Source organism: Ruegeria sp. YTSC003, assembly GCF_059609785.1.
In genome coordinates this window covers 536,357-559,856 of record NZ_JBXWMK010000001.1, presented here as the reverse complement: position 1 = coordinate 559,856, position 23,500 = coordinate 536,357, and the positions used below count along the sequence as shown (strand labels likewise).

The following is a 23,500-nucleotide window of genomic DNA, read 5'->3' as shown; positions in this document are numbered from 1 at the left end:
GTCTTAGACATGGGCCACCTCCATGCCATGCGCGCCGCCCATCATCAGGCCAATTTCGTCGACCGTCAGACCTGTGGTCGTGCGCGGAGCGCTAAGCCGACCTTCATTGAGCGCCGCAAAGCTGTCCGAGATTTCCATCAGCTCATCCAGATCCTGAGATATGCAGATGACCGCTGTGCCTTTTGCCGCCAAATCCAGAATGGCTTGGCGAATGGACGCCGCGGCGGCTGCATCCACGCCCCATGTTGGTTGGTTCACAACAAGCACGTCAGGGTTTTGCAGGACCTCGCGTCCTATGACGAATTTCTGCAGGTTACCGCCTGACAAGGATCGCGCAGCGTTTTCAGGTCCGGGCGTTCGGACGTCAAAAGCACTAATGATCTTTTCCGCGAAGCTCTTGGTTTCTGCCCATTTGAGAAACCCGTTGTTCTCAAGTCCTTCCCGGACCGAACCAGTCAGCAACGCGTTTTCGGTCAGGCTCATGTCAGGGGCGGCCGCATGTCCCAACCGCTCTTCCGGAGCGGTCAGAACACCCAGCTTGCGACGTGCGGTCGGTCCCAGCTTGCCGATTGGCTGGCCGTTGAACTTAATCGCGTCGGGCGCTGTGATGATTTCACCTGACAGAACGCCCAGCAATTCGTCCTGTCCGTTGCCAGCGACACCGCCAACGCCCAGAACCTCGCCCTTGCGGACGGTCATGTGGACATTCTTCAACGCAGTACCGAATTCAGATGGTGATGAAACTGACAAACCGCTGACATCCAGGGCGACCTCACCGAACTCACGCCCCGAACGCTCGGGCGTTTGCAGGGTCGAACCCACCATCATCTCGGCCATGTCGCGCGCTGAGGTCTCAGCGGGAATGCATTCGCCGACATTTTTACCCAAACGCAGGATCGTGGCGTGGTCGCACAGCGTGCGGATTTCTTCCAACTTGTGCGAGATATACAGGATCGAGGTACCCTCGGACCGTAATTTGTTCAGCGTTTCAAACAGAATATCGACTTCCTGGGGTGTCAGAACCGATGTCGGCTCGTCCATGATCAGAAGCTTGGGGTCCTGCAGCAGACAGCGGATGATTTCGACCCGCTGACGCTCACCCGCGGACAGATCACCGACAGTGCGATAAGGATCCAGTGGCAGACCGTAAGTTTCCGAAACTTCGCGAATACGCGCAGCCAGATCGCCCATGGCAGGCGGGTTTTCCATCCCCAAGGCGATGTTTTCGGCCACGTTCAATGCGTCGAACAACGAGAAGTGCTGGAACACCATCGCGATCCCGTCCGCCCGTGCGGCACGGGGTTCGGGTGGCGCGAAGGCTTGTCCGCGCAGCAGCATGGTGCCGCTGTCGGGCTTTACCAAACCGTAGATCATTTTGACCAACGTGGATTTGCCGGCGCCGTTTTCGCCAAGCAAGGCGTGTACCTCACCCTCACCGATGTCAAAGGACACCTGATCATTGGCCACGACGCCGGGATAGGCTTTAGTCAGCCCTTGTAAGCTTAGAAGTGGAGTGGTCACGCGCTCAGGTCCTTCTTTATTTCGTTTTGCCGGGCAGGGCGCAGGATCTGCGCCGCGACACCAACTGCGATCATCTGCGGGTGTTTGCCCAAGGCTGGATCTCCGATTGGGCAGGTAATCCGGCCAATCCGCTCGGGCGCATGTCCCAAAGCGGCCAGCCGGGATCGGAACCGCGCCCATTTCGTAGCCGAGCCAATCAGGCCCGCAAAGCGGAAATCATGCAAAAGCAACCTGTTGCACAGTTCCAGGTCCAGATTGTGTGAATAAGTAAGCACAAGGTGCTCGGCATCACGCGGCGCATGGCGAACCAGCTCGGCCGGTTTGCTTGCCGGAACGACGGTTACGCCTGCGGGCACCGTTTCGGGAAAACGCTCAGGCCCGGTATCGACCCAGGTGATCGACAGATCAGGCAATGGGGATAGAACGTCTACCAGAGCCCGGCCAACGTGACCGGCACCCCATATCCACAGATTGCGCGCCGGTTCGTGAACGGGTTCGACCATCCAGCCGTCAATCAGCTGCGGTTCGGGCGCAACACCTTGACCGCGGGCCTGCGACAACAGTCGCTTGACCGAAAGCGGCATCTCACCGCCCGAAGCCGAGCGCGCAATGACTGCATCATCCAGCCGGTCGACGGCCGCAAGATCGTAGATTTCACTCAGCAGAGTTACTGCACCGCCACAACACTGGCCCATATCCGGGCCGAGCGCGTGGTGCGTTTGGCGCATGGGCGCTGCTTGGGATCGGGCTGCTTCAGACGCCTGATACTCCAACGTGCCGCCGCCGATTGTGCCCGACTGCCCGTCCTCCCAAACCAGCATTGCAGCGCCAACTTCACGGGGGGATGACCCCTTGATCCCGGCGATAACCACCCGGGTCACCTTGCCGTGGGTTTTGACCGCCTCCCTCAAAGCCTCTCGATCAAATCCCATCAGGTCTCTCCCTTTACCCGCTGGACACCCTTCCAGACTTCTTCAGCCGTGGCGGGTGCATCAAGTGCCGGGTAGCTGTCACCGCACGCCGCCACCGCATTCGACAGGGCAAGCCACGCGGAAATACCCAGCATGAAGGGCGGCTCTCCGACCGCTTTTGAGCGATAGATCGTGTCCTCGCGGTTTTCACCGCTCCAGAGCGCGACATTGAAAACGTCAGGCCGATCCGAGCAAGCGGGAATCTTGTAGGTCGACGGCGCATGCGTGCGCAGATTGCCCTTGCCGTCCCAGACAAGTTCTTCCGTGGTCAGCCATCCCGCACCCTGTACGTATGCGCCTTCGACCTGCCCAATATCCAGCGCCGGGTTCAGCGACGCGCCTGCATCATGCAGGATATCCGTCCGCAAAATGCGGTTCTCGCCTGTCAGTGTATCGATCACGACTTCGGTAATCGACGCGCCGTAGGCGAAATAAAAGAACGGACGCCCCCGGCCTTTGATCCGGTCCCACTCGATCTTGGGTGTCTTATAAAACCCGGTCGCAGACAGGCTGACCCGGCCCTGATAAACCAGCGCAGCTGCTTCTGAGAATGTGTAGCGCTCTACGCCGACCGAGACGTGGCCATCAGAGAACGTCACCGTTGAGGGATCGGCCTGATGTCGATGCGCCAGATAGTCAGCCATCCGGTCGCGGATCGTGTCGCAGGCCGCTTTGACCGCCATACCGTTCAGGTCACTGCCCGAGGACGCGGCCGTAGCCGAGGTATTCGGCACCTTGGCGGTGTCGGTCGCGGTGATTTTCACCATCTCCAACGGAATACCAAAGCGGGACGCGGCCACTTGCGCGACCTTTTGGAAAAGACCTTGCCCCATCTCGGTGCCGCCGTGGTTCAGGTGGACCGAGCCGTCCTGATACACATGCACCAACGCGCCCGCCTGGTTCAGATGGGTCAACGTAAACGAAATGCCGAACTTAACCGGAGAAAAGCCGATGCCTTTCTTGATCACGCTGTTCTCGGCGTTCCACTTCTGGATGGCTGCCTTGCGCGTGTTGTAGTCGCTGGATTGCAGCAACTTGGCAGTCATGCCGTGCAGTTCGAAGTCACTGACCTCCATCCCGTACGGCGTGGTATTGCCACCTGCGGGCAAGGGACGCACCGGGGCGTTGCCCATCTCAACCGCGCCTCGGCTGGTCAGGTCCTCGTGCGGGTCAGGATGGCCCAGCGGCTTTTCAGCGATCACGGGATCCGCAACAACATGCGCCGGCTCATAGTAGTTCCGGCGACGCAATTCGACCGGGTCCATGCCCAGTTCATACGCGGCGTGATCCATCACGCGTTCGATCCCGACCATACCCTGAGGTCCGCCGAACCCGCGATAGGCGGTAGCGGATTGAGTGTTAGTCTTCAGCCGGTGGCTTTCGATCCGGGCATTCGGCAACAGATAGGCATTGTCCGAATGCAGCATCGCACGGTCCGCGACCGGCAGGGACAGATCCTGTGCCCAACCACAAATCGCATGATGCAGGAAGGAAACGCCTTGGATGTGGCCGTTCTCATCAAATCCGGCCTTATATGCAATCCGGAACGCGTGGCGCTTGCCGGTTATGATCATGTCATCATCGCGGTCATAGCGCATCTTGCAGGCTTTGCCGGTTGCACGTGCCGCGATAGCGCAGGAAACAGCCAAAGCGTTGCCCTGACTTTCCTTGCCGCCAAAGCCGCCGCCCATACGGCGCGTTTCAACGCGAACCGCGTGCATCGGAACACCCAGAGCGTCCGCTACTTTGTGCTGAATCTCGGTCGGGTGCTGGGTCGAAGAATGCACCAACATATCCGCGCCCTCATTGGGCACGGCCAGTGCAGCCTGACCTTCCAGATAGAAATGCTCCTGACCGCCAAGCTCGAATCCACCTTCGATCACATGCGCCGAACCCGCAATGGCCGCATCCGCATCGCCCTTGGCGTAGATGCGCGGACCGTCCTCGAACCGACTGTCTGCGGCAAGCGCCTCTTCAACCGTCAGGATTGGGGTCTCTTCGGCATAATCGATCTGGCCCAAACGCGCCGCTTTCCGCGCGGCAAGGTGGCTGGTCGCAATGACGAGGAAAACGGGCTGCCCGATATAGTGCACCGTGCCATCAGACAGCAGAGGTTCATCATGGATCGACGGTGAGACGTCATTGGCAAATGGCAGATCGTCGGCTGTCATCACCATGACGACACCTTCAGCTGCCTTCACCGCCGACAGGTCCATCGTGGTGATCTTACCCTTGGCAATCGGGCTAATTCCAAAGGCTAGATGCAACGATCCTTTGGGTGTCGGAATGTCATCTACATAGCGTGCGGTTCCCGCGACATGCAGTGGCGCCGCGTCGTGGGGGAGGGGTTTGGTCACGCTCATGCGGACACCTCCAATACATTTGTCACTTCGCCTTGATCCTCAAGGAAATATCGTTCGAGCAGCGCTTTGGCGGTCTGCAGCCGATAGTTGGCCGATGCGCGCATGTCCGTCATTGGCGTGAAATCACTGTCGAAGGCCGGAATGGCGGACTGAACGGTCTCATGCGTCCATGGCTTGCCAACCAGCGCGGCTTCGACATTTGAAGCCCGTTTTGGAGTGCCAGCCATACCACCAAAGGCAATACGGGCATCAGCAACCATACCGTCCGAAACAGAGATGTTGAAACACCCACACACGGCCGAGATATCCTGATCGAACCGTTTGCTGAGTTTGTAGGCCTTCAAACGATCCGCCTGACGCGGAAAGCTCACGGATTCGACAAACTCGCCAGGTGTCCGGTCTTGTTTGCCGTAGTCGATAAAGAAGTCCTCCAATGCGACCGAGCGACGTTCGTCGCCCTTGCGCAGATGTAGCGTTGCGCCCAGGGCGATCAGTGCGGGCGGGTTGTCTCCGATGGGCGAGCCGTTGGCGATATTTCCGCCCACGGTGGCCGCGTGCCGCACCTGAACGCTGGCGTAGCGCCGGATCATTTCGGCGTAAGACGGGTGCAGGTCCGCCAGTGCTTCGCCCATCCGGTTCATATCGACCATCGCGCCGAACAGAACCTCGTCATCCGTGATGGTGATCTCTTTCAGATCATCACAGCGGTTCAGAAAAATCACTGGGTCGAGGTCACGCAGTTGCTTGGTCACCCAAAGCCCAACGTCCGTCGCGCCGGCGACCAGAGTGGCGTCCGGGTGTTCCGCGTAGATTTTGGCCAATTCATCCGAAGACTCCGGCAACATCTGCGATGTGACCCGCGTGGCGACTGGCTTGTCTTTCACCCAAACTGGCACGGGAACTTCTTCGGCAGCCTTGGCGGCGCGAATGATCGGCGCGTAGCCGGTGCATCGGCACAGGTTGCCAGCAAGCTGGGTGTCGTGATCCGTCGCGCCATTTGCATGACTGGCCACCATCGACATAACGAAACCGGGGGTACAGAAGCCACATTGCGAGCCGTGCAGATCCACCATCGCCTGCTGGGCTGGGTGCGCCTCGCCGTTGGGGCCACTGGCGCCTTCGACCGTGCGAACCGCCTTACCATGCAGTTGAGGCAGAAACAGGATGCAGGAATTCAGCGCCTTGTGGCCACCTTCATCCGTCACCATGACAGTGCATGCCCCGCAATCGCCTTCGTTGCAGCCTTCTTTGGTGCCGGTCAGGCCGCGATCCTCACGCAGCCAATCCAGCAGGGTCGCTGTCGGATCGACATCCGCCAGTTCCACTGTCTCTCCGTTCAGAAGAAACGTGATATTCATTCGAGAAACCCGTCGCCTTACCCGGTTGCGCCCTTGCGTGCCCCCCTTCGATGCGACGTAGAAAGAGTAGCGGGCGGATAGCTTGCCAACTGATGTTAGAAACAGCGCAGGTTGTCTGGCAAGAAAAACTACCTATGTGATACACCATTGAGCACTGACGCTGCGTGATTGTTATCTTCGTTTAGCGATCACCTGATTGAAACTAAAGCATTTTTTGTCTTTGGCTACTGTCGGGCTCCGAAGCACCTTCTGGAAAAGCCGAATAATCAAAGCCCATCTTTTTGGCAATCCAAAGCCAAGGTTCCTGCTTTTGCCGGGCGCGCGGCTGGGATAGCGTGGCAGTCATGAGCAGTACTCCTCGATTCATTCACCTCCGTGTTCACACCGAATATTCCCTGCTGGAAGGCGCCGTGCGGCTGAAAAAGCTGCCCGGTTTGTGTGATAAGATGGATATGCCCGCCGTCGCTGTGACGGATACTAACAGCATGTTCTCGGCTTTGGAGTTTTCGGTCACCGCCAGCGGGGCCGGAGTGCAGCCGATTATGGGTTGTCAGGTTGACCTGACCTATGTGCAGGCGCAACCGGGCGAAAAGCCCAAAACACCCGCACCGGTGGTTTTGCTTGCCCAGTCCGAGGCCGGGTATGAGAACCTGATGAAGCTCAGTTCGTGTCTTTACGTCGACAAGGGTGGGCAGTTGCCGCAGGTGACTCTGGAAGAACTTGCGGAACGATCTGAAGGGTTGATCTGCTTGTCCGGTGGGCCGGATGGACCGGTTGGGATGTTGTTGCAACAGGGTCAACGCCCCGCGGCTGAAGCCTTGGTGGACCGATTGTCAGCGATGTTCGCCGATCGCCTCTATATCGAACTCCAGCGTCATCCGGGTGAGGGCGGTCAACCCGAGGCCGAACGTCTGACCGAGCGTGGCCATGTGGAAATGGCCTATGCCAAGAACCTTCCTCTGGTCGCCACCAATGACGTCTATTTCCCGACCACAGATATGTACGAAGCGCACGATGCGCTGATTTGTATCTCGGAGGGGGCCTATGTCGATCAGCAAGAAGGTCGCCGTCGCCTGACCGCGCAGCACTATTTCAAGTCGCAGCAGGAGATGGCGACTTTGTTCGCCGACTTGCCTGAGGCAATTGAGAACACCGTTGAGATTGCCAAGCGCTGCGCGTTCATGGCCTATCGCCGCGATCCGATCCTGCCGAAATTCGCTGATGACGAGGTTGCCGAACTGCGCCGTATTGCGAATGATGGTTTGCAAAAACGCCTGGCAGTGATCCCGCACGCAGTAACGCCAGAGGAATATCAGGAACGCTTGGATTTCGAGCTCGACATCATCGAAGGCATGGGGTTCCCCGGCTACTTCCTGATTGTTGCCGATTTTATTCAGTGGTCCAAGGATCACGATATCCCGGTCGGGCCGGGTCGGGGCTCGGGTGCGGGATCTTTGGTGGCCTATGCGCTAACGATTACTGACCTTGATCCGCTGCGCTATTCGCTGCTTTTCGAACGGTTCCTGAACCCGGAACGGGTTTCGATGCCGGACTTCGATATCGACTTCTGCATGGATCGCCGCGAAGAGGTGATCCGTTACGTGCAGCAGAAATATGGCCGCGACAAGGTGGGGCAGATCATCACCTTTGGTGCGTTGCTGTCGAAAGCTGCCGTGCGCGACATTGGGCGCGTTCTGCAGATGCCATACGGGCAGGTGGATCGCCTGTCCAAGATGATCCCGGTGGAAGGCGTCAAACCCGTCTCCATCGAGAAGGCGCTGAAAGACGAACCTCGTCTGCGCGAAGAGGCGCGCAACGAAGAGGTTGTGGACCGCCTTCTGACTTATGGCCAGCAGGTCGAGGGGTTGCTGCGAAACGCGTCGACCCACGCGGCGGGAGTGGTTATCGGAGACCGCCCGCTGGATGCGCTGGTGCCGCTGTATCAGGACCCGCGATCCGACATGCCGGCCACTCAGTTCAACATGAAATGGGTGGAACAGGCCGGGCTGGTAAAGTTCGACTTTCTTGGTCTGAAGACGCTAACTGTGATCCAGAATGCGATGGATCTGATCTTCAAATCCAACCGTCCATTGCACGTCGCCGCCGACGGAACCGAGCTTTATGAGCCTGCCGACGGGGCCGAGAACCAGATCAACGCCATCCCTCTGGATGATGAGGCAACGTACAAACTCTATTCCGCGGCCAAGACGGTAGCGGTGTTTCAGGTGGAATCCTCGGGCATGATGGATGCGCTCAAGCGCATGAAGCCGACCTGTATCGAAGATATTGTTGCCCTAGTGGCGCTCTATCGTCCCGGTCCGATGGAGAACATCCCGACCTATTGCGAGGTGAAGAACGGGCTTCGCAAGATTGAATCCGTACACCCCTTGATCGACCATATCCTTGAGGAAACCCAGGGCATCATCGTCTATCAGGAACAGGTGATGCAGATCGCGCAGGTTATGGCTGGGTACAGCCTTGGTGGTGCCGACCTGCTGCGCCGCGCGATGGGTAAGAAAATTAAAGAAGCGATGGATGCCGAGCGCCCGAAATTCGAAAAGGGTGCGGGCGAGAATGGAGTCGATGCCAAGAAGGCCAGCGAAGTCTTCGACTTGCTGGAAAAATTCGCCAACTACGGCTTCAACAAATCCCACGCAGCCGCCTATGCCGTGGTCAGTTACCAGACAGGCTGGCTTAAGGCGAACCACCCGGTCGAGTTTATGGCCGGTGTCATGAATTGCGATATCCACCTGACCGACAAGCTGGCTGTATACTTCGAGGAGGTGCGCAAAGGGCTGGAATTGCCTTATGTGCCGCCTTGCGTAAACCGCTCGCTGTCGACTTTCGATGTGGTCGACGGCCATCTTGTCTATGCATTGGGGGCACTAAAGAACGTGGGCGTCGAGGCGATGAACCTTGTGGTCGCGGGGCGCGAAAGCAAGCCGTTCGTGAACCTGTTCGACTTTGCCCGCAAGGTTGATCTGAAGAGGGTCGGCAAGCGCCCGCTGGAGATGATGGCGCGGGCAGGGGCCTTCGATCAGCTCGACAAAAACCGCCGTCGCGTGTTCGAAAGTCTCGATCCGTTGGTGCAATATTCGGCGGCAATCCATGACCAGAAGAACTCGAACCAGGTGTCGTTGTTTGGTGAAGCCGGAGACGATCTGCCCGAACCGCGCCTGTCGCCTTCGCCAGACTGGCTGCCGGCGGAACGTTTGAGCGAAGAATTTAAGGCTATTGGTTTCTATTTGTCAGGCCACCCGTTGGATGACTACATGCCCGCGTTAAGGCGTAAGCAGGTTCTGACGTTGGACGAAGTGACCGAAAAGGCGCGTTCGGGCCCTTTGATCGCTAAAATGGCCGGAGTTGTTGCCGGACGGCAAGAGCGAAAGTCCGCACGCGGCAACCGGTTCGCCTTTGCCCAGTTGTCCGACCCGACAGGTGCATATGAAGTAACGCTGTTTTCAGAAACGCTCGAAAAGTCACGCGAGTATCTGGAAACCGGAGCACAGGTGGTGCTGACCGTCGAGGCGACGATGGAAGCTGACCAACTCAAGCTGCTGGGGCGCTCGGTAGGCCCGGCGGATTCCGTTGTGGCAGAAGCCGGGGCGACGGGCCTGCGTATCTTTGTTGACGCAGCGCAAGCGGTGCCAACCGTGGCAAAAGTTCTTGAGGATGCCGCAACTGCCGCCAAAGGCGCGGCGCGCGGACCGATCCAATTGTTGTTACTGGACCCAAGCCTGCCAGGTGATGTCGAAATGGACCTGGGCGCTGAGTTTCCGATCAACCCGCAGATCAAAGGCGCGATAAAATCGCTGGAAGGTATTCTGTCCGTCGAAGAGATCTGACCTCTCTTTGTTGCCAGACAGTTAGCACCCCGCTAGGCTGACCCGACAGAGATGTCTTTGGGTCATGCCGCAGGAGGGTGTTGATATGACAATTGCAGGTCTCAATTTCAGAAGAGTTTTGTTTGGAGCGACGGCATCGCTGGCTTTGGTTGCAGCCTCGGTCGCGTCGGCGGACGACAAGAAGAAAAAGAAGACCATCGAAGGCGCGCTGATCGGCGCAGGTGTTGGTGCGATTGTCGGTGATGGAAAAGGCGCCGCAATTGGTGGCGTGGCCGGAGCCATTATTGGACATAACTGGAAGTGATGGTGATGCAGTTTAAAAAACTTGGAATGTCAGCTTGCGCCGCAATTCTAGCGGCTCCGTGCGTGGTATCTGCCGATGAAGCTGCTGAGCAGATGGTGCAGGACGCATTGCCTGTGATGCACTATACCTGCGCCTCAATAGCTGAAGAGGCGGATGGTGACGAAGAATTTGTTGTGACTGTAGTCGCAAAAATGACGGCGCTATCTCTTCATAATCGTCAGATCAATATCGAAGAACATGCGGCCACAGATGAGGAAAAGGCCCAGTTGCGCGAAGCCTTCATAGCGGCGCTGTCGGAAGGATGCGCCGCGGATAAGGATGCCCTTTTGGGCGGCGTGGTCGACAACGCGGTGAAAAAGTCGCTGGGGCTCTAAGTCATCAATAATGTGGCGGGCGTTCGTCGCCCAAAACGATCCCGCCCGAGCCTTCCTGCGCCCGTTCGCCTTCGCGGCGCATCAGCATTTCGACACGGCGTGTCAAACGATCAATCTCGTCCTGTTGTCGAGTGACGACCGAGTTGAGGTCTTCGACCGTACGGGCAAGATGGGCGATCTGCTCTTCCAGATGCTGCATGGGGGACTCCTGTGTCTTAGGCCGGTCATAGCGACCCGGATAGCGCATGGCCAGCGAAAGCGCGCCTTGCCCCGATGCAGGCCATGGGATAGACCGCGCGCGGAACAAGGCAACTCCCAAGGACGTCCCACATGGCCAAGCCCAAGAAACAGCCCCGCCCCAAGGCCGTAACGCCAAAAGGGTTCCGCGACTATTTCGGCCAGGAAGTCACGCAGCGCACCGAGATGCTGCGGGCTATTGCGGACGTCTATCATCAGTACGGTTTTGACGCCCTGGAAAGCAGCGCGGTTGAAACCGTCGAGGCGCTGGGCAAATTCCTGCCCGACGTAGATCGCCCGAATGAAGGCGTCTTTGCGTGGCAGGAAGTCGACGAGAATGACAAGGGCGACTGGATGGCCTTGCGTTATGATCTGACCGCGCCGTTGGCCCGCGTCTATGCGCAGCACCGCAACGATCTGCCAACGCCTTATCGCCGCTATGCGATGGGGCCGGTCTGGCGGAACGAAAAGCCGGGGCCGGGGCGGTATCGTCAGTTTTATCAATGCGATGCGGATACGGTGGGTACGGCCTCGATGGCCGCAGACGCCGAGATTTGCGCGATGCTGTCTGATACGTTGGAGACCGTGGGCATTCCGCGCGGCGACTATCTGGTGCGGGTCAACAACCGCAAGGTTCTGAATGGCGTGCTTGAGGCCATGGGGCTTGGCGAAGACGTCGCTGCCCGCGACAACGTTCTGCGCACCATCGACAAGTTCGACAAAGTTGGCGAGCAGGGCGTGCGAGAGCTGCTGACCAAAGGCCGTCTGGACGCCTCTGGCGCGTTTATCGACGGCGTTGGCCTCAGCGAGGATCAGGCTGAGCCGGTGATCGCGTTTCTGACCTCCAAGGCCGCCGAAACCGCCGGAACATTGGCCAACCTGCGCGCCGCCGTAGGCGACAGCAAGATCGGTGCGGATGGGATCGCCGAGTTGGAACAGATCGGAACCCTGTTGGATGCGGGCGGGTACGGCGCGGACCGGATCGAGATTGACCCTTCGGTCGTGCGCGGCCTGGGTTATTATACCGGGCCGGTATATGAGGCCGAGCTGACCTTTGAGATTTTCGATGAGAAAGGCCGCAAGCGGCAATTCGGATCGGTCTCGGGTGGTGGTCGCTATGACGATCTGGTCAAACGCTTCACCGGGCAGGAAGTTCCGGCGACCGGCGTCTCCATCGGTGTCGACCGTCTGCTGGCTGCCCTGCGCGAAAAAGGCAGGATAGCCGCGCAAGCCACGGGTCCTGTAGTCGTGACCGTTATGGATCGCGACCGGATGGCCGACTATCAGGCGATGGTGGCGGAACTGCGCAATGCCGGTATTCGGGCCGAGGTCTATTTGGGCAACCCCAAGAACTTCGGTAATCAGCTGAAATATGCGGATAAACGGAACTCTCCGATTGCAGTGATCGAGGGCGGTGACGAGAAAGCCAATGGGATCGTGCAGATCAAGGATCTGATCCTGGGCGCGAAGATTGCCGAAAGCGCCACGCTCGAGGAATGGAAAGAACGCCCCAGCCAGTTCGAAGTGTCACGTGGTAATCTGGTCGCCAAAGTGCGCGAGATTCTGGACAGTCAGGACTGACCGATGCCCAATCGTTCCCAGATACAGGCCCGCGCCGCGATGATGCGTGTCCGGTTCGAAGCCGCCGGGGCGCAGGTTGTGGATACGCCCCTGCTGCAACCGGCTGAAACGTTGCTGGACCTTTATGGCGAAGACATCCGCGCGCGTGCTTACGTGACTTCGGATGCGTTGCGTGGCGAACAGATGCTGCGCCCGGATTTCACCCTTCCGGTGGTGCAGATGCACATGACCGAAGGGGCTGAACCCGCGCGCTATACCTATTCAGGTGAAGTGTTTCGTCGGCAAGAGCATGACCCGGATCGATCCAACGAATACATTCAGGTCGGATATGAAGTTTTCGATCGCAATGATCCCGCCGGGGCCGATGCAGAGGTGTTTTCCCTGTTTGCCCTGCAATTGCGGGGGCTGCCCCTGCGCGCGGCAACCGGTGACATCGGCATCCTGACGGCGGCTGTTCAGGGGCTGCGCACTACGGATCGGCGCAAGGCCGCGCTGATGCGCCACCTGTGGCGTCCACGTCGGTTCCGCGTCTTGCTGGACCGGTTCGCCGGACGAAAGCCCGAGCCGGATCACCGCACAATGCTTTTGGAGGCTGCAGACCCGATGGGGTTTGACGTTCCTATGATCGGAAAACGCCGCGCTGCCGAGATTGAGGCCCGCATCGACGCGTTGCGCGAAGATCGTGAGACGCCGCCAATTTCGGACAACGAGCTTGCAGGCCTGGAATCTCTGCTGACCGTTCGGGAAACCATGCCCTTTGCTTTGGAGCAGTTGCGGGATGTGGCCGTTGACCTGCCTCAGATCACCCCGGCGCTGGACAGGCTCGAGGCAAGAATTGCTGCCCTGCAGGCGCGTGGTGTTGACGTGAGCCGGTTGGATTTCGAGGCTGCCTATGGGCGTACGTCGATGGAGTATTACGACGGGTTTGTCTTTGGGTTTTATGCCGAAGGTCGCCCCGATTTGCCTCCGATTGCCACCGGCGGGCGTTACGATGCGCTGACGCGACAACTGGGCAACGGGGCAGAAATTCCAGCTGTTGGCGGCGTACTGCGCCCGGACCTGATGCTGGAAATCGAGGAGGCCGCGCAATGAGCTTGAAACTGGGCGTGCCCTCGAAGGGCCGATTGATGGATAAGACCTTTTCGTGGTTCGAAAAGCGCGGCATCACATTGTCGCGCAGCGGATCAGACCGCGAATATGCCGGTAAGGTTGAAGGGATCGACGGAGTCTCGCTGATCCTGCTGTCTGCCGGGGAAATCCCCCGCGAACTGGCAGCTGGCCGCATTCATATGGGTGTCACCGGAACAGATCTGGTGCACGAAAAATTGCCACGGTGGGAACAGCAGATTGAAGAAGTCTCCGAGTTGGGCTTCGGCAAAGCGGATCTGATCATTGCGACCCCTGCCTGTTGGGTCGATGTCGAAACCCTGGACGATCTCGATGCTGCGGCGGCAGCGTTTCGCAAAACCCACGGGCACCGGTTGCGGATTGCGACCAAATACCACCGATTGGTGCGCGAGTTTCTGACGGACGCTGGGGTTGCAGATTACACTCTGGTCGACAGCCAGGGCGCAACCGAAGGCACTGTGATGAACGAAACCGCCGAGGCGATTGCCGATATCACCTCGACAGGTGAGACATTGCGCGCAAACCACCTAAAAATCCTGTCGGACGGCCTGATCCTGCAATCACAGGCCACGCTGTGGCGTAGTCGGGTTGCCAGCTATGGTGTGGGTGAAAAAGAGGTTCTTTCCGAATTGCTTGACCGGCTGAGCTGATTACAGCACGCCGATGTCCGCCAACGCGCGATTCAGATCGTCGGGCAGAGAATCATCCTCGGCCCGTCCTTTGGGAAGATCGGCAGGCGTATCTTCCGGTTTGAGGTATCGCCACCCTTGGAACGGGCGTTTCAAGGCATTCTGTGTGCGGTGCACCTCAGGGTCCAGCACGATGGCGCAGCGGCGTATACCGTCCTCGCCGCGCACTTCGTCCAGCCGCAGGATCTTCTGGCGGCACTGTACGACACCCTTGATCACCCAATAGATTGATCCGCCGTTCAGAATCTCGGCCTCGCGCTTGGGCCACATGCGGGTGACGTGGCGCGGCAAGCCGTCTTCATAAAGCGGTTTGCGGCTATCCTGCCATTCCATCAGCGTGTCGACGCTTTCCGATCCGACGGAGAGTTTTATGAGGTTTATGTACTTATCCACAGCTTTCCCACAGAGTCGTCCCAAGACCGTCTATACATTGTAGCTCAAGAAAGCCTGTCATCAAGGTGTTGTGGTTAAGGTGTGATCTGGGATAATCTGGATACCTCTTTCAGAACAGGGAATCACCAATGAGCCGCTTTGCCGCCCCCATCGCCGAGCAGATCTGGGACATGAAATATCGTTTCAAACAGGCCGATGGCACGCCCATTGACCAAACGGTTGAGGACAGCTGGCGGCGTATCGCTCGCGATCTTGCGCAGGTCGAAAAAGACCCGGCGCATTGGGAGCAGAAGTTCTTCGAAGCGCTGGAAGATTTCAAATACCTGCCTGCTGGCCGTATCACCGCTGGCGCAGGCACTGCGCGACGTGTGACGCTGTTTAACTGCTTTGTCATGGGCACGGTGCCGGACAGCATGGGCGGTATCTTCGATATGCTGAAAGAGGCCGCGCTGACCATGCAGCAGGGTGGGGGGATCGGCTATGATTTCTCGACCATTCGCCCGCGCGGAGCGGATGTGCATGGGGTCGCGGCGGATGCATCCGGGCCTCTGAGCTTTATGGATGTATGGGACGCGATGTGCCGCACCATCATGTCCGCAGGTTCGCGCCGGGGTGCGATGATGGCGACCATGCGCTGTGACCACCCGGATATCGAACAGTTCATCACGGCTAAGTCCGACCCTGCACGCCTGCGCATGTTCAACATGTCTGTGCTGGTCACCGATCCTTTCATGGAAGCTGTCAAAGCCGATGGCCCGTGGGAGCTGGTGTTCGAAGACAAGGTTTACCACACCGTTCAAGCGCGTGATCTGTGGAACAAGATCATGCAGGCCACCTATGACTATGCCGAACCGGGTGTGATTTTCATCGACCGGATCAACAATGCCAACAACCTCAGCTATGCCGAAACCATCGCGGCGACGAACCCGTGTGGCGAGCAGCCGTTGCCGCCATATGGTGCATGTCTGTTGGGGTCGATCAACCTTGCCCGTCTTGTGGCAGAGCCGTTCGAAGATGCGGCCCATCTGAATGAGGCTGCCCTGCAAGAGCTGGTCGCGACAGCCGTCCGCATGATGGACAACGTTGTCGACGCGTCGAAGTTCCCGCTGCCCGAACAGGCCGCCGAGGCGCAGGCCAAGCGCCGTATCGGGCTGGGCGTGACCGGGCTGGCAGATGCCTTGCTGATGCTGGGTCTGCGCTATGGATCGGACGAGGGCGCGCGTCAGACCGAGCTCTGGTTGAAAGCGATTGCGCGCGCCGCGTATCTGGCGTCGGTCGACTTGGCGAAGGAAAAAGGGGCGTTCCCTCTGTTCGACGCCGAGAAATACTTGGAAAGCGGCACGATGCAGCAGATGGATGATGACGTGCGCGATGCAATCCGCGAACACGGTATCCGCAACGCTTTGCTGACTTCGATCGCGCCGACGGGGACAATTTCTCTCTATGCGGGGAATGTGTCGTCAGGGATCGAGCCGGTCTTTGCCTATGCCTATACGCGGAAGGTCCTGCAAAAGGATGGCTCGCGCACTGAAGAAGAGGTCGTGGACTACGCCGTGCAGATGTGGCGCGACAAATTTGGCGACAAAGAGCTGCCAGACTATTTCGTCAACGCACAGACGCTGTCCCCCTCCGATCACGTCAAGATGCAGGCCGCGGCGCAGAAATGGATCGACAGCTCGATCTCGAAGACGATCAACTGCCCCGAGGACATCAGCTTTGACGCTTTCAAAGATGTGTACATGCAGGCCTGGGATCAGGGGTGCAAAGGGTGCACGACCTATCGTCCGAACGATGTGACGGGGTCCGTCCTGACCGTGTCGGAAAGCGAAGACAAAGCGCCGGGTGAAAGTGCAAGCGCACCGCATGAAATTGACGGTGGCGACGTGATCTACATGTCGGAGCCGCTGGATCGCCCACAATCTCTGGAAGGGTCGACCTATAAGTTGAAGTGGCCCGACAGCGAACACGCGATCTACTTGACGATCAATGATATTGTCATTGGTGGCCGTCGTCGTCCGTTCGAAGTGTTCATCAACTCGAAGAACATGGAGCATTACGCCTGGACGCTGGCGCTGACCCGCATGATCTCGGCCGTGTTCCGCCGGGGTGGGGATGTGTCTTTTGTTGTGGAAGAACTGAAGGCCGTGTTTGACCCGCGCGGTGGCGCATGGGTTCAGGGCAAGTATATCCCGTCGATCCTGGCCGCAATTGGTGGCGTGATCGAACAGCACATGATCAATATCGGCTTTCTTGAGGGCGAGGGCATGGCGCTCAAATCCGACCCCCAGGCTCAGGTCGTCAACATGGACGCGCCACGCGGCAAAGCCTGCCCATCCTGCGGCCAGTACGACATGGTGATGATCGAGGGCTGCATGACCTGCCGCAGCTGCGGTCATTCAAAATGTGGCTGATGTCGTGAATTTCAGCGTGTTCCGCTGAGGCAGTCTAGCCCTCTCACACCAAGTTTGTCGTCGGATATCCACTGAATTGGAACAGTTGAGGCAGCAATTGGGTTTAGTCGATGCGGAGAACGTAGGGAAAAGGTGCCAACTTCCTTACCGTTGGCCTTTGGTCCACGGGTTTGTGTAACAAGAGGCCTTTCAACACCTTCAAACCAGTATGACAATAATACCGATTGGCCGACACGTAGACCTTTCAAGCCCGGCGCAAACTCTTGATACAAGATGACTTCACATTCAGGTCCTTCGGCCTCGACATTGTTCGGGCAATCTTCAAGTCGTTCGTCGGGCGTTTTGATTCACCCAATTGGGTTGAGGGTAAGCATCTAGAGAACTTTCCAATAATCATACGGAGCGGTGTGATTAACTTGCGCTTGCTCCGGAGTCAATATTATCATACTTATGGGGATGATAATATTGGGAGTGGTTACCGCAGTATGGGCAAGATGGAAGAAAAGAGAGAAGCGAAGCGCGTCTCCATCCTGAACGCTGCTAGGGAAGAATTTCTTTCGGCGGGCTATGAAGCCGCCAATATGGACAGGATAGCTTCGCTAGCAGGCGTGACGAAGCAGACCGTCTATCGCTACTTCCCATCCAAGATCGAATTGTTTGGAACAACTATCAAGTTCCTTGGACAATCAAGCAATGCGGACTTCACTCGCCATCTTGAGCATTCTGATACGCGACAAGCGCTAGTCGGCTTCGCAGAGGGATTTATCCGCTGGCACATCCAAGAAGAACCAATGCGTGTCTTTAGGTTGCTGACCGCAGAAAGTGTCAAATCGCCAGAGATCATAGAGACTTTCTTTACAGCGGCCCCTGATGAAACAAATGCCGCACTATATAATTTCTTCAAAAAACGGCTGTCCATTTCCGATCCCCACGAGGAGATACTTCTTTATACATCGATGCTTTCAGCCTACCGGGATGAAGCTCTGCTTGGAAGAAGGCAGCCGAACGACCAGCAGATCGTCCGGCTCGCGGAGGCCGCAACCACTATGGTATTGGCTAACTCTAATCAGTCTTAGGGTTCAGTGCGCACACCGCCTTAACCGTGCGCTAGCGAACCACGAACGCTTCGCTAGCAGCGATTTTTGCCACTGAATTGGCTTCAAAGTGTTCAACAACTGACGTCCGAACCGATGGCCTTTTTAGGACGTTGTTGGACCACCGAGCGATGTTTTGTAATTCAGATAGTATGCCCGTCGAGAAATGTTCATCCAGTATCACGATGGCTCGGAGTGAAGGTGCAAACGCTGTATCTACCAGGCTGAAATCGCCCCCGTTAAAATACGTGTTATCGCCCAAAGCCTCGTCAATCGTGCAGAGTTTGGCTCTCAGCTTCTCTTTTTCAACTTCAAACACAACCTGTTCGTTGGCGGTTTTCAATTCATAGATGTGATCCAGCAGATCATAGCTGCGACCAATCCACATGCGATTCTGCGCTCTCTGGAACGCATCCTCGGGATGCAGGTCGCCACTGGTTGCGTCGTTGGCGAACTCGTTCATGGCAGCAGACTCGAATAGCGGCTTACCGTTCACCAATAGAAACGGCGTCGCGCCCTGCGGCGATAACTGGTACACCCACTTCGGCTTTTTGTCGGGCTCTATGTAAGTAACCTTGAACTCAGCGCCCTTTTCCTTGAGCGTGATTAAGGTGGGTTGGCAGAATGGGCAAAAATCATAACCTACAATCTCAAATTTAGTCATGGTCACCTCTTGCTTTGAAATTGGTCAGGAAGTTCAGTCAGTGGTTACTTTGCGTGCAGCAGGGACCACAGTGAGGCAGAGCGCATACCCGACCCACAGAACGCCAAAACTGGGCTTTCGAGATCTCCGAGCGCTTTGATAAATGCAGCCACATCTTCGCTCGTTACCGCGCTGGGCTGAACGGGCACATAGCGGGCAGCCAATCCAAGTTTGTTCGCTGCCTTGTCTATCTCGGCAAACCTGGGCTGCCCCGCAATCTCATCGTCGGGCCGATTGCAAATGATCCCCTTGAATCCAGCGTCTTTCACGGCTGTCGGGTCATTCTCAAAAATTTGCGAGCTTACGCTGAAGTCGGCTGAGATCTGTTTGATGTCCATTTTGAACTCCTGTCATCATAAAGAGGACTGAAACCTTGCGGTTTCAGTCCTTCTGTTTCGCCAGATACAGCGTGTAAGCAGTGATGGTGATCAAGATGATGGCGCCACCGGCGAGACTGTTGGCACCCGGCACTTCAGTGAAGAAAATGTATGCCCAAACTGGTGCCAGAACGGTTTCCAGCATCAGGGTCATCGAAACTTCAGTCGCTGTGGCGTAGCGAGTCGCAACCATCGACAGTACACGGCCAAACGGGGCCGTAAGAAGACCCATCACGCCCATGATCAGCCATGTGTTGGTGCTGAAGGAGGATGGTTCGGTGAAGAAGAACATGACCACTGCGACGAGGAAGCCACCGAAGCCTACCGCGCCCATGCGGCTAACGTCCGGAAATTTGCGCAGCAATGTCAGCATCAGTGCCAGAACGGCAACGGCAAACAGGGCAAGCAAGTCGCCGTATAAACTGCTGGCACCGCCACCGGTAGAACCGGAAACAACCACGACAATGCCGACAATAACCCCGATGATCGCAAACATCGTTTGCTTGGAGACACGTTCGCGCAAGAAAATCCAACCAAACAGAGCTGCAACGGCGGGTATTGCACTGAGAATTACGAAGGTATTGACGACAGAGGTGTTCTTAATGGCGAAGACCAGGCCAGTGCTGCTGCCCAACATCAAAATGCCAGCGACAATCACAGGCCACCCGCTTTCGATCAGGACTTTGAACAAACCCCGTTTGTCAGTTACCTGAATGACGACAGCCATGGAAATTGCGGTAAACAAACCAAAAAGGAATGTGGTTTCAAGTTCATCGACTCCAGAAAGCCGGATGAACACCGGGTCGAGGCTCATCAGAGCTGCACCGACAAGCGCGATTAACATTCCTTTGAATCGAAGGTTCTTGCCTAGTTGAGCGGTTGTTGTTTCAGACATTGCCGTATCCTTTGCGTTGTAGGAGCAGCAAATGAAGTTCGGCCACTCATAATCATACTTTCAAGTGTGATTATGTTGGCGTGAGCACCAAGTCAACAATAATCATACTAATTGGTATGATTATTGATCTAACCGTATTATTGGATGGCGATAGCATTCAAATTGGGAAATTGCGGCATTTGGTGGAGTTGATTTCAATCGCGGGACGAACCAGGCACTCGTTCATTGAAACCGAGTGCCTGGTTCTGCTGGCGATGCAGACATCAACCGTGTTGTGACGTATCCCACCAATGCGGATGCATGAATTGTGGGATAGCCTTTGTCGGGCCGCTCAGTCTTTCGACTATACCTGAGGTCAACTCCAGAGCCATCCAAGCATCAGCCGCTCTCATCAATTCAGGATAAGGTGCTTGCTTTTGGGTCGGCACAAAGCCGTATCTCGGGTAGAATGTCGGGACACCCAACACGAACACTGCGTCCGTTCCGATGGACCTGAGGTGCTCGATGCCAGTCTCCATGTTTTCTTTTCCAACGCCATGGCCTTGGTATTCTGGAACAACGCCGCACGGTGCGAGCAGGTAGCATGTCGCATCGGGATGATCCGCAAAGACAAATGGCGTGAACAGCACATTACCCGCGAGTTTCCTGTCCCGTGCAGCACTGATCGAAATCGTCTCCGGATGGTCAAGGAAGCTCTTGGCGAGCTGAGCTATATCTTCGCCTTCGGCCTCGCCAAATGCCAATCGGTGGACGTCTAGAATGGCGTCAATGTCATCGTTTTTCATGTGTGTTTCCTCAAGTCTGGTTCATTTGGGCGCGCACGGATGTGTTGCCCAGTTTGGTGATGCGGTATTGGCCGCCTTTGATGGATTTGATGAAGCGCTTTTCCTTGAGCCGCGTGAATACGTCCAAGGTGCAAGCTGAGAATACGAAGCCGTAACGTGTGAAGCACTGTACGGATTTGACCTTGCCGTTGTCAGCGCGCACGAATTTTATCTCGCCGCCTAAAGCGAGTTCATGCAAAACACGTTGCTCGTGCTTTGAGATGTTCATTGGGATGTCTCGATTTTACGAAAGTACAACAAACGGGCCACTCAGCGTCGCGCATGAGTGTGCCTATCAGTGTGGGTGTTCCTGAATTTGCGTCGGCAGGAACGGGCGTTAGGCCCGGGACTCTTTCACAAAATCTCCATTGTGAGAGGCCGCTGCCCCAGTCACTGTCAGCACTTAGGCTCTGAATCGGTTCAGGTAAATACAGACCATGCGGAATGCATCTATTGCCGAGAAGCAGGCGTTCGCTACACGACGCTTAAACTGGTAAGATGCGGGACAATTCCGCCGTTAGCTACAACAAATTCCAATGACCGCTTTCGGCGTTCAATAAAACTACCAAGGTATGTTCGCTTGTGTTGGCGGTAAAACACACTTTACGTGCGTGGGCCTGTCTCCAACCATGGCTCGAAAGGGTATATCTTAAAACCGCCATCCCGCATCCGTTAAGGCTGAAATCACCTCTTCTGATAAATCTGGACTGGAATAAAACACAGCTAGTACAAGATCTGGCCTGAACTCTGGCCAGGACTGTTTAAGTTGTTTTAGTGTTGCCTTTGCTTCTTCGAATTCACCCAAACTCTGATGGGCAGCCGCCAAATAAACCAAAGAGAGCGCGCTGACCGGGTCCCCATTGTCACTCGCAAATTTCAAAGATGCGATTGCTTCCCTAAACTCACCGATGTGAAAACTGGCAACCGCGTGAATGTTCCTGTGGGCAAACCGATGACTTCCTATCTCTCTGGGGTGGCTTGGGTCGCTGACGTCATACGCTTCTTCAAAGCGACCCATAACCAGTAGTATCACGCCGCGAAAGTCCAGAACGTTTCCGTCATTGGGTCGAAGCGACTGGGCGAGTGCTGAATATTCCAATGCGCTGTCATAGTCGCCAGAAACGTAAGACACCCATGCCATTGCCGATTGGCTCCAGCCGTTTGAGGGCGCAATATCCACAGCTTTCTGTGCCATTTGTCCTGAATACAGTATCAGCGCGTCACGCTCTTCCTCGCCTCGCGTTAGTAGAGCCTGGGTTCCCAGACTATGGGCCAATCCGGCATATCCACAGTAAAAATCGGGAGCCTCATTTATTGCCATTCTAAATACGTCGCTGGCCAGGATCTGGTTATCGATAGTTGCGATTGGAAACAGCAGGCCCCGAGCTTGATCGCAGTAATTTGACGCCTGTACTGCAGCGGGTGATTTAGCGGATAGAGCCTGTCGCTCAAGTGAGCGCGCGGATGTCTTTGGGTTGAGGTCGACAACCTGTTCCATGCGCCCGCCCAAGACGTAAGCAAGAGCAATGATCGCTATGGTGACAGCAGGGATACCAATCCGCCAAGGTAATCCTGGCCTGAATGGCGTGTGATCGACATTGCTCTGAATTGTACCAGAGCGGTCCTCGAACCAAGGCGCGTAGCCGCCGCTATCAATGTGAATGCGCAGATCGTCTCCAGCACCTGCCGTTTCATAGTACTGCTGAAGTTTCCGCCGTAACCGTCCCGCATCCACACGAACAACGTTGATGTGGCCGTCATCACTGGCAAAACTCTTGAAGTAAACATCCTGAGCGATTGTTTTGCCAAGAATAGCCTCGGATCTACCCGCAATGGCTTCTTCGACAACGTAGCTCAGAAAATTCCGAAGGCGTTCCGCCTTGCCAAATATGTCACTCGCCAATACCTGGTCCAGCGCGTACTTCACACGGGTCGCGTGACGTTCCGGATCAAGGGTCAATTCTCTGTCGGGCATCTGAAACTTCAAGTTTCTCTGTATTTTCAACCTCATACTGTCAAATGAATATTTGAATGTCACCCTAAATTCACGGTGTAACCCTTCCGCGTTGCGCGATGTGCCCTCAGCCTAGTGCCCAGAGATGGACTAGGCGCCAGGGCAATGACGGACATCAACTTACTAGAGCTCGCTTTTCCGGACCAAATCAGCCGCATCCGCGTTATGCGAAAGAACCATCGTGGATTCGAGGCACTTTGCGGTGACTTCGAGTTGCTCTCAACCGAGTTGGAGAGGGCCCGGAAGGTCAATGAGCGGACGTCACCATGTCTGATCGATCCTGTCACCGAAAGCCTAGACGGGCTAGCCGAGGAAATCGCCGAGCATCTCTCTCGATTCACCAATTCAGAGATTGTCCCGAAAGCCATTTCAGAAGTGGTTCCCATATTCACCCAGGCTCGAACAAAGGACTGAAAAT

At 56.6% G+C, this 23,500-nt stretch carries 23 protein-coding genes; 9 read left to right on the top strand and 14 right to left on the bottom strand.

What is annotated here, in order from left to right; genetic code table 11:
* Nucleotides 1-3: 3 nt before the first annotated feature.
* The 5 genes from AC2FFH_RS02775 to AC2FFH_RS02755 form a co-directional block, all read right to left on the bottom strand.
* Nucleotides 4-1,521, bottom strand: a complete 1,518-nt coding sequence (locus AC2FFH_RS02775; protein ID WP_496770368.1) for an ABC transporter ATP-binding protein — start codon at nt 1,519-1,521, stop codon at nt 4-6.
* Nucleotides 1,518-2,453 carry a xanthine dehydrogenase accessory protein XdhC gene (xdhC, locus tag AC2FFH_RS02770; protein WP_496770370.1) on the bottom strand — a complete coding sequence of 312 codons (936 nt, stop codon included), beginning with the start codon at nt 2,451-2,453 and terminating at the stop codon, nt 1,518-1,520. Before xdhC ends, AC2FFH_RS02775 begins: the two co-directional genes overlap by 4 nt.
* Nucleotides 2,453-4,855 carry a xanthine dehydrogenase molybdopterin binding subunit gene (gene xdhB, locus AC2FFH_RS02765; protein ID WP_496843697.1) on the bottom strand — a complete coding sequence of 801 codons (2,403 nt, stop codon included), beginning with the start codon at nt 4,853-4,855 and terminating at the stop codon, nt 2,453-2,455. Before xdhB ends, xdhC begins: the two co-directional genes overlap by 1 nt.
* Nucleotides 4,852-6,213 (bottom strand): xanthine dehydrogenase small subunit, encoded by a 1,362-nt coding sequence (gene xdhA, locus AC2FFH_RS02760; RefSeq protein ID WP_496843696.1) that lies wholly within the window; start codon nt 6,211-6,213, stop codon nt 4,852-4,854. The genes xdhB and xdhA overlap by 4 nt, the downstream gene beginning before the upstream one ends.
* 202 nt (nt 6,214-6,415) lie before the next feature.
* Nucleotides 6,416-6,559, bottom strand: coding sequence for a hypothetical protein (locus tag AC2FFH_RS02755; RefSeq protein WP_496843695.1), 144 nt, complete (start codon nt 6,557-6,559; stop codon nt 6,416-6,418).
* Between AC2FFH_RS02755 and dnaE the strand changes: the two genes are divergently transcribed.
* The 3 genes from dnaE to AC2FFH_RS02740 all read left to right on the top strand — a co-directional run bounded on the left by dnaE (nt 6,558) and on the right by AC2FFH_RS02740 (nt 10,736).
* A complete protein-coding gene (gene dnaE / locus AC2FFH_RS02750) occupies nt 6,558-10,058 on the top strand; it encodes a DNA polymerase III subunit alpha (protein ID WP_496843694.1) in 3,501 nt (1,166 codons plus the stop codon). The two genes, AC2FFH_RS02755 and dnaE, sit on opposite strands and share 2 nt — an antisense overlap.
* A gap of 85 nt (nt 10,059-10,143) precedes the next feature.
* Nucleotides 10,144-10,362: a YMGG-like glycine zipper-containing protein gene (locus AC2FFH_RS02745; protein ID WP_496770417.1), complete on the top strand. Its 219-nt coding sequence runs from the start codon at nt 10,144-10,146 to the stop codon at nt 10,360-10,362.
* Nucleotides 10,362-10,736, top strand: coding sequence for a hypothetical protein (locus AC2FFH_RS02740; RefSeq protein WP_496770424.1), 375 nt, complete (start codon nt 10,362-10,364; stop codon nt 10,734-10,736). Before AC2FFH_RS02745 ends, AC2FFH_RS02740 begins: the two co-directional genes overlap by 1 nt.
* 4 nt (nt 10,737-10,740) lie before the next feature.
* On the opposite strand, the gene AC2FFH_RS02735 is transcribed toward AC2FFH_RS02740, so the two are convergent.
* A complete protein-coding gene (locus tag AC2FFH_RS02735) occupies nt 10,741-10,935 on the bottom strand; it encodes a SlyX family protein (RefSeq protein ID WP_058275721.1) in 195 nt (64 codons plus the stop codon).
* Nucleotides 10,936-11,066: 131 nt separating this feature from the next.
* Here AC2FFH_RS02735 and hisS point away from each other — a divergent pair, with 131 nt between their 5' ends.
* From hisS to hisG, 3 genes are read left to right on the top strand one after another with little or no spacing between them, the layout of a single operon-like run.
* Entirely contained in the window at nt 11,067-12,554 is a 1,488-nt protein-coding gene (gene hisS, locus AC2FFH_RS02730; RefSeq protein ID WP_496843693.1) for a histidine--tRNA ligase, read from the top strand.
* Nucleotides 12,555-12,557: 3 nt separating this feature from the next.
* Entirely contained in the window at nt 12,558-13,646 is a 1,089-nt protein-coding gene (locus AC2FFH_RS02725) for an ATP phosphoribosyltransferase regulatory subunit (RefSeq protein WP_496770418.1), read from the top strand.
* Entirely contained in the window at nt 13,643-14,332 is a 690-nt protein-coding gene (gene hisG / locus AC2FFH_RS02720; protein WP_058275488.1) for an ATP phosphoribosyltransferase, read from the top strand. The genes AC2FFH_RS02725 and hisG overlap by 4 nt, the downstream gene beginning before the upstream one ends.
* On the opposite strand, the gene AC2FFH_RS02715 is transcribed toward hisG, so the two are convergent.
* Entirely contained in the window at nt 14,333-14,764 is a 432-nt protein-coding gene (locus tag AC2FFH_RS02715) for a DUF1489 family protein (RefSeq protein WP_282118950.1), read from the bottom strand. It lies immediately after the preceding gene.
* 128 nt (nt 14,765-14,892) lie between these two features.
* Here AC2FFH_RS02715 and AC2FFH_RS02710 point away from each other — a divergent pair, with 128 nt between their 5' ends.
* Nucleotides 14,893-17,175, top strand: a complete 2,283-nt coding sequence (locus AC2FFH_RS02710; RefSeq protein WP_496843691.1) for an adenosylcobalamin-dependent ribonucleoside-diphosphate reductase — start codon at nt 14,893-14,895, stop codon at nt 17,173-17,175.
* An 11-nt stretch (nt 17,176-17,186) separates the two neighbouring features.
* Here the strand turns inward: AC2FFH_RS02710 and AC2FFH_RS02705 are convergent, their stop codons facing one another.
* Nucleotides 17,187-17,522: a TrmO family methyltransferase domain-containing protein gene (locus AC2FFH_RS02705; protein ID WP_496843780.1), complete on the bottom strand. Its 336-nt coding sequence runs from the start codon at nt 17,520-17,522 to the stop codon at nt 17,187-17,189.
* Between the two features lie 138 nt (nt 17,523-17,660).
* On the opposite strand from AC2FFH_RS02705, the gene AC2FFH_RS02700 reads away from it, so the two are divergent.
* Entirely contained in the window at nt 17,661-18,251 is a 591-nt protein-coding gene (locus AC2FFH_RS02700; RefSeq protein ID WP_496723914.1) for a TetR/AcrR family transcriptional regulator, read from the top strand.
* A gap of 31 nt (nt 18,252-18,282) precedes the next feature.
* Here the strand turns inward: AC2FFH_RS02700 and AC2FFH_RS02695 are convergent, their stop codons facing one another.
* The 6 genes from AC2FFH_RS02695 to AC2FFH_RS02670 form a co-directional block, all read right to left on the bottom strand.
* Nucleotides 18,283-18,933, bottom strand: coding sequence for a glutathione S-transferase family protein (locus AC2FFH_RS02695; protein ID WP_496778698.1), 651 nt, complete (start codon nt 18,931-18,933; stop codon nt 18,283-18,285).
* 44 nt (nt 18,934-18,977) lie between these two features.
* Nucleotides 18,978-19,310, bottom strand: coding sequence for a protein tyrosine phosphatase family protein (locus AC2FFH_RS02690; protein ID WP_496723918.1), 333 nt, complete (start codon nt 19,308-19,310; stop codon nt 18,978-18,980).
* A gap of 43 nt (nt 19,311-19,353) precedes the next feature.
* Nucleotides 19,354-20,244 (bottom strand): DMT family transporter, encoded by an 891-nt coding sequence (locus tag AC2FFH_RS02685; RefSeq protein WP_496843689.1) that lies wholly within the window; start codon nt 20,242-20,244, stop codon nt 19,354-19,356.
* Nucleotides 20,245-20,507: 263 nt separating this feature from the next.
* The gene (locus AC2FFH_RS02680; RefSeq protein ID WP_496769147.1) at nt 20,508-21,029 is read right to left on the bottom strand and encodes a GNAT family N-acetyltransferase; all 522 of its coding nucleotides are present in this window, start codon (nt 21,027-21,029) and stop codon (nt 20,508-20,510) included.
* Nucleotides 21,030-21,039: 10 nt separating this feature from the next.
* Entirely contained in the window at nt 21,040-21,297 is a 258-nt protein-coding gene (locus AC2FFH_RS02675) for a YjhX family toxin (RefSeq protein ID WP_496769145.1), read from the bottom strand.
* 420 nt (nt 21,298-21,717) lie between these two features.
* Nucleotides 21,718-23,079 carry a tetratricopeptide repeat protein gene (locus tag AC2FFH_RS02670; RefSeq protein WP_496843687.1) on the bottom strand — a complete coding sequence of 454 codons (1,362 nt, stop codon included), beginning with the start codon at nt 23,077-23,079 and terminating at the stop codon, nt 21,718-21,720.
* A 108-nt stretch (nt 23,080-23,187) separates the two neighbouring features.
* On the opposite strand from AC2FFH_RS02670, the gene AC2FFH_RS02665 reads away from it, so the two are divergent.
* Nucleotides 23,188-23,496, top strand: a complete 309-nt coding sequence (locus tag AC2FFH_RS02665; RefSeq protein ID WP_496769140.1) for a hypothetical protein — start codon at nt 23,188-23,190, stop codon at nt 23,494-23,496.
* Nucleotides 23,497-23,500 lie beyond the last annotated feature (4 nt).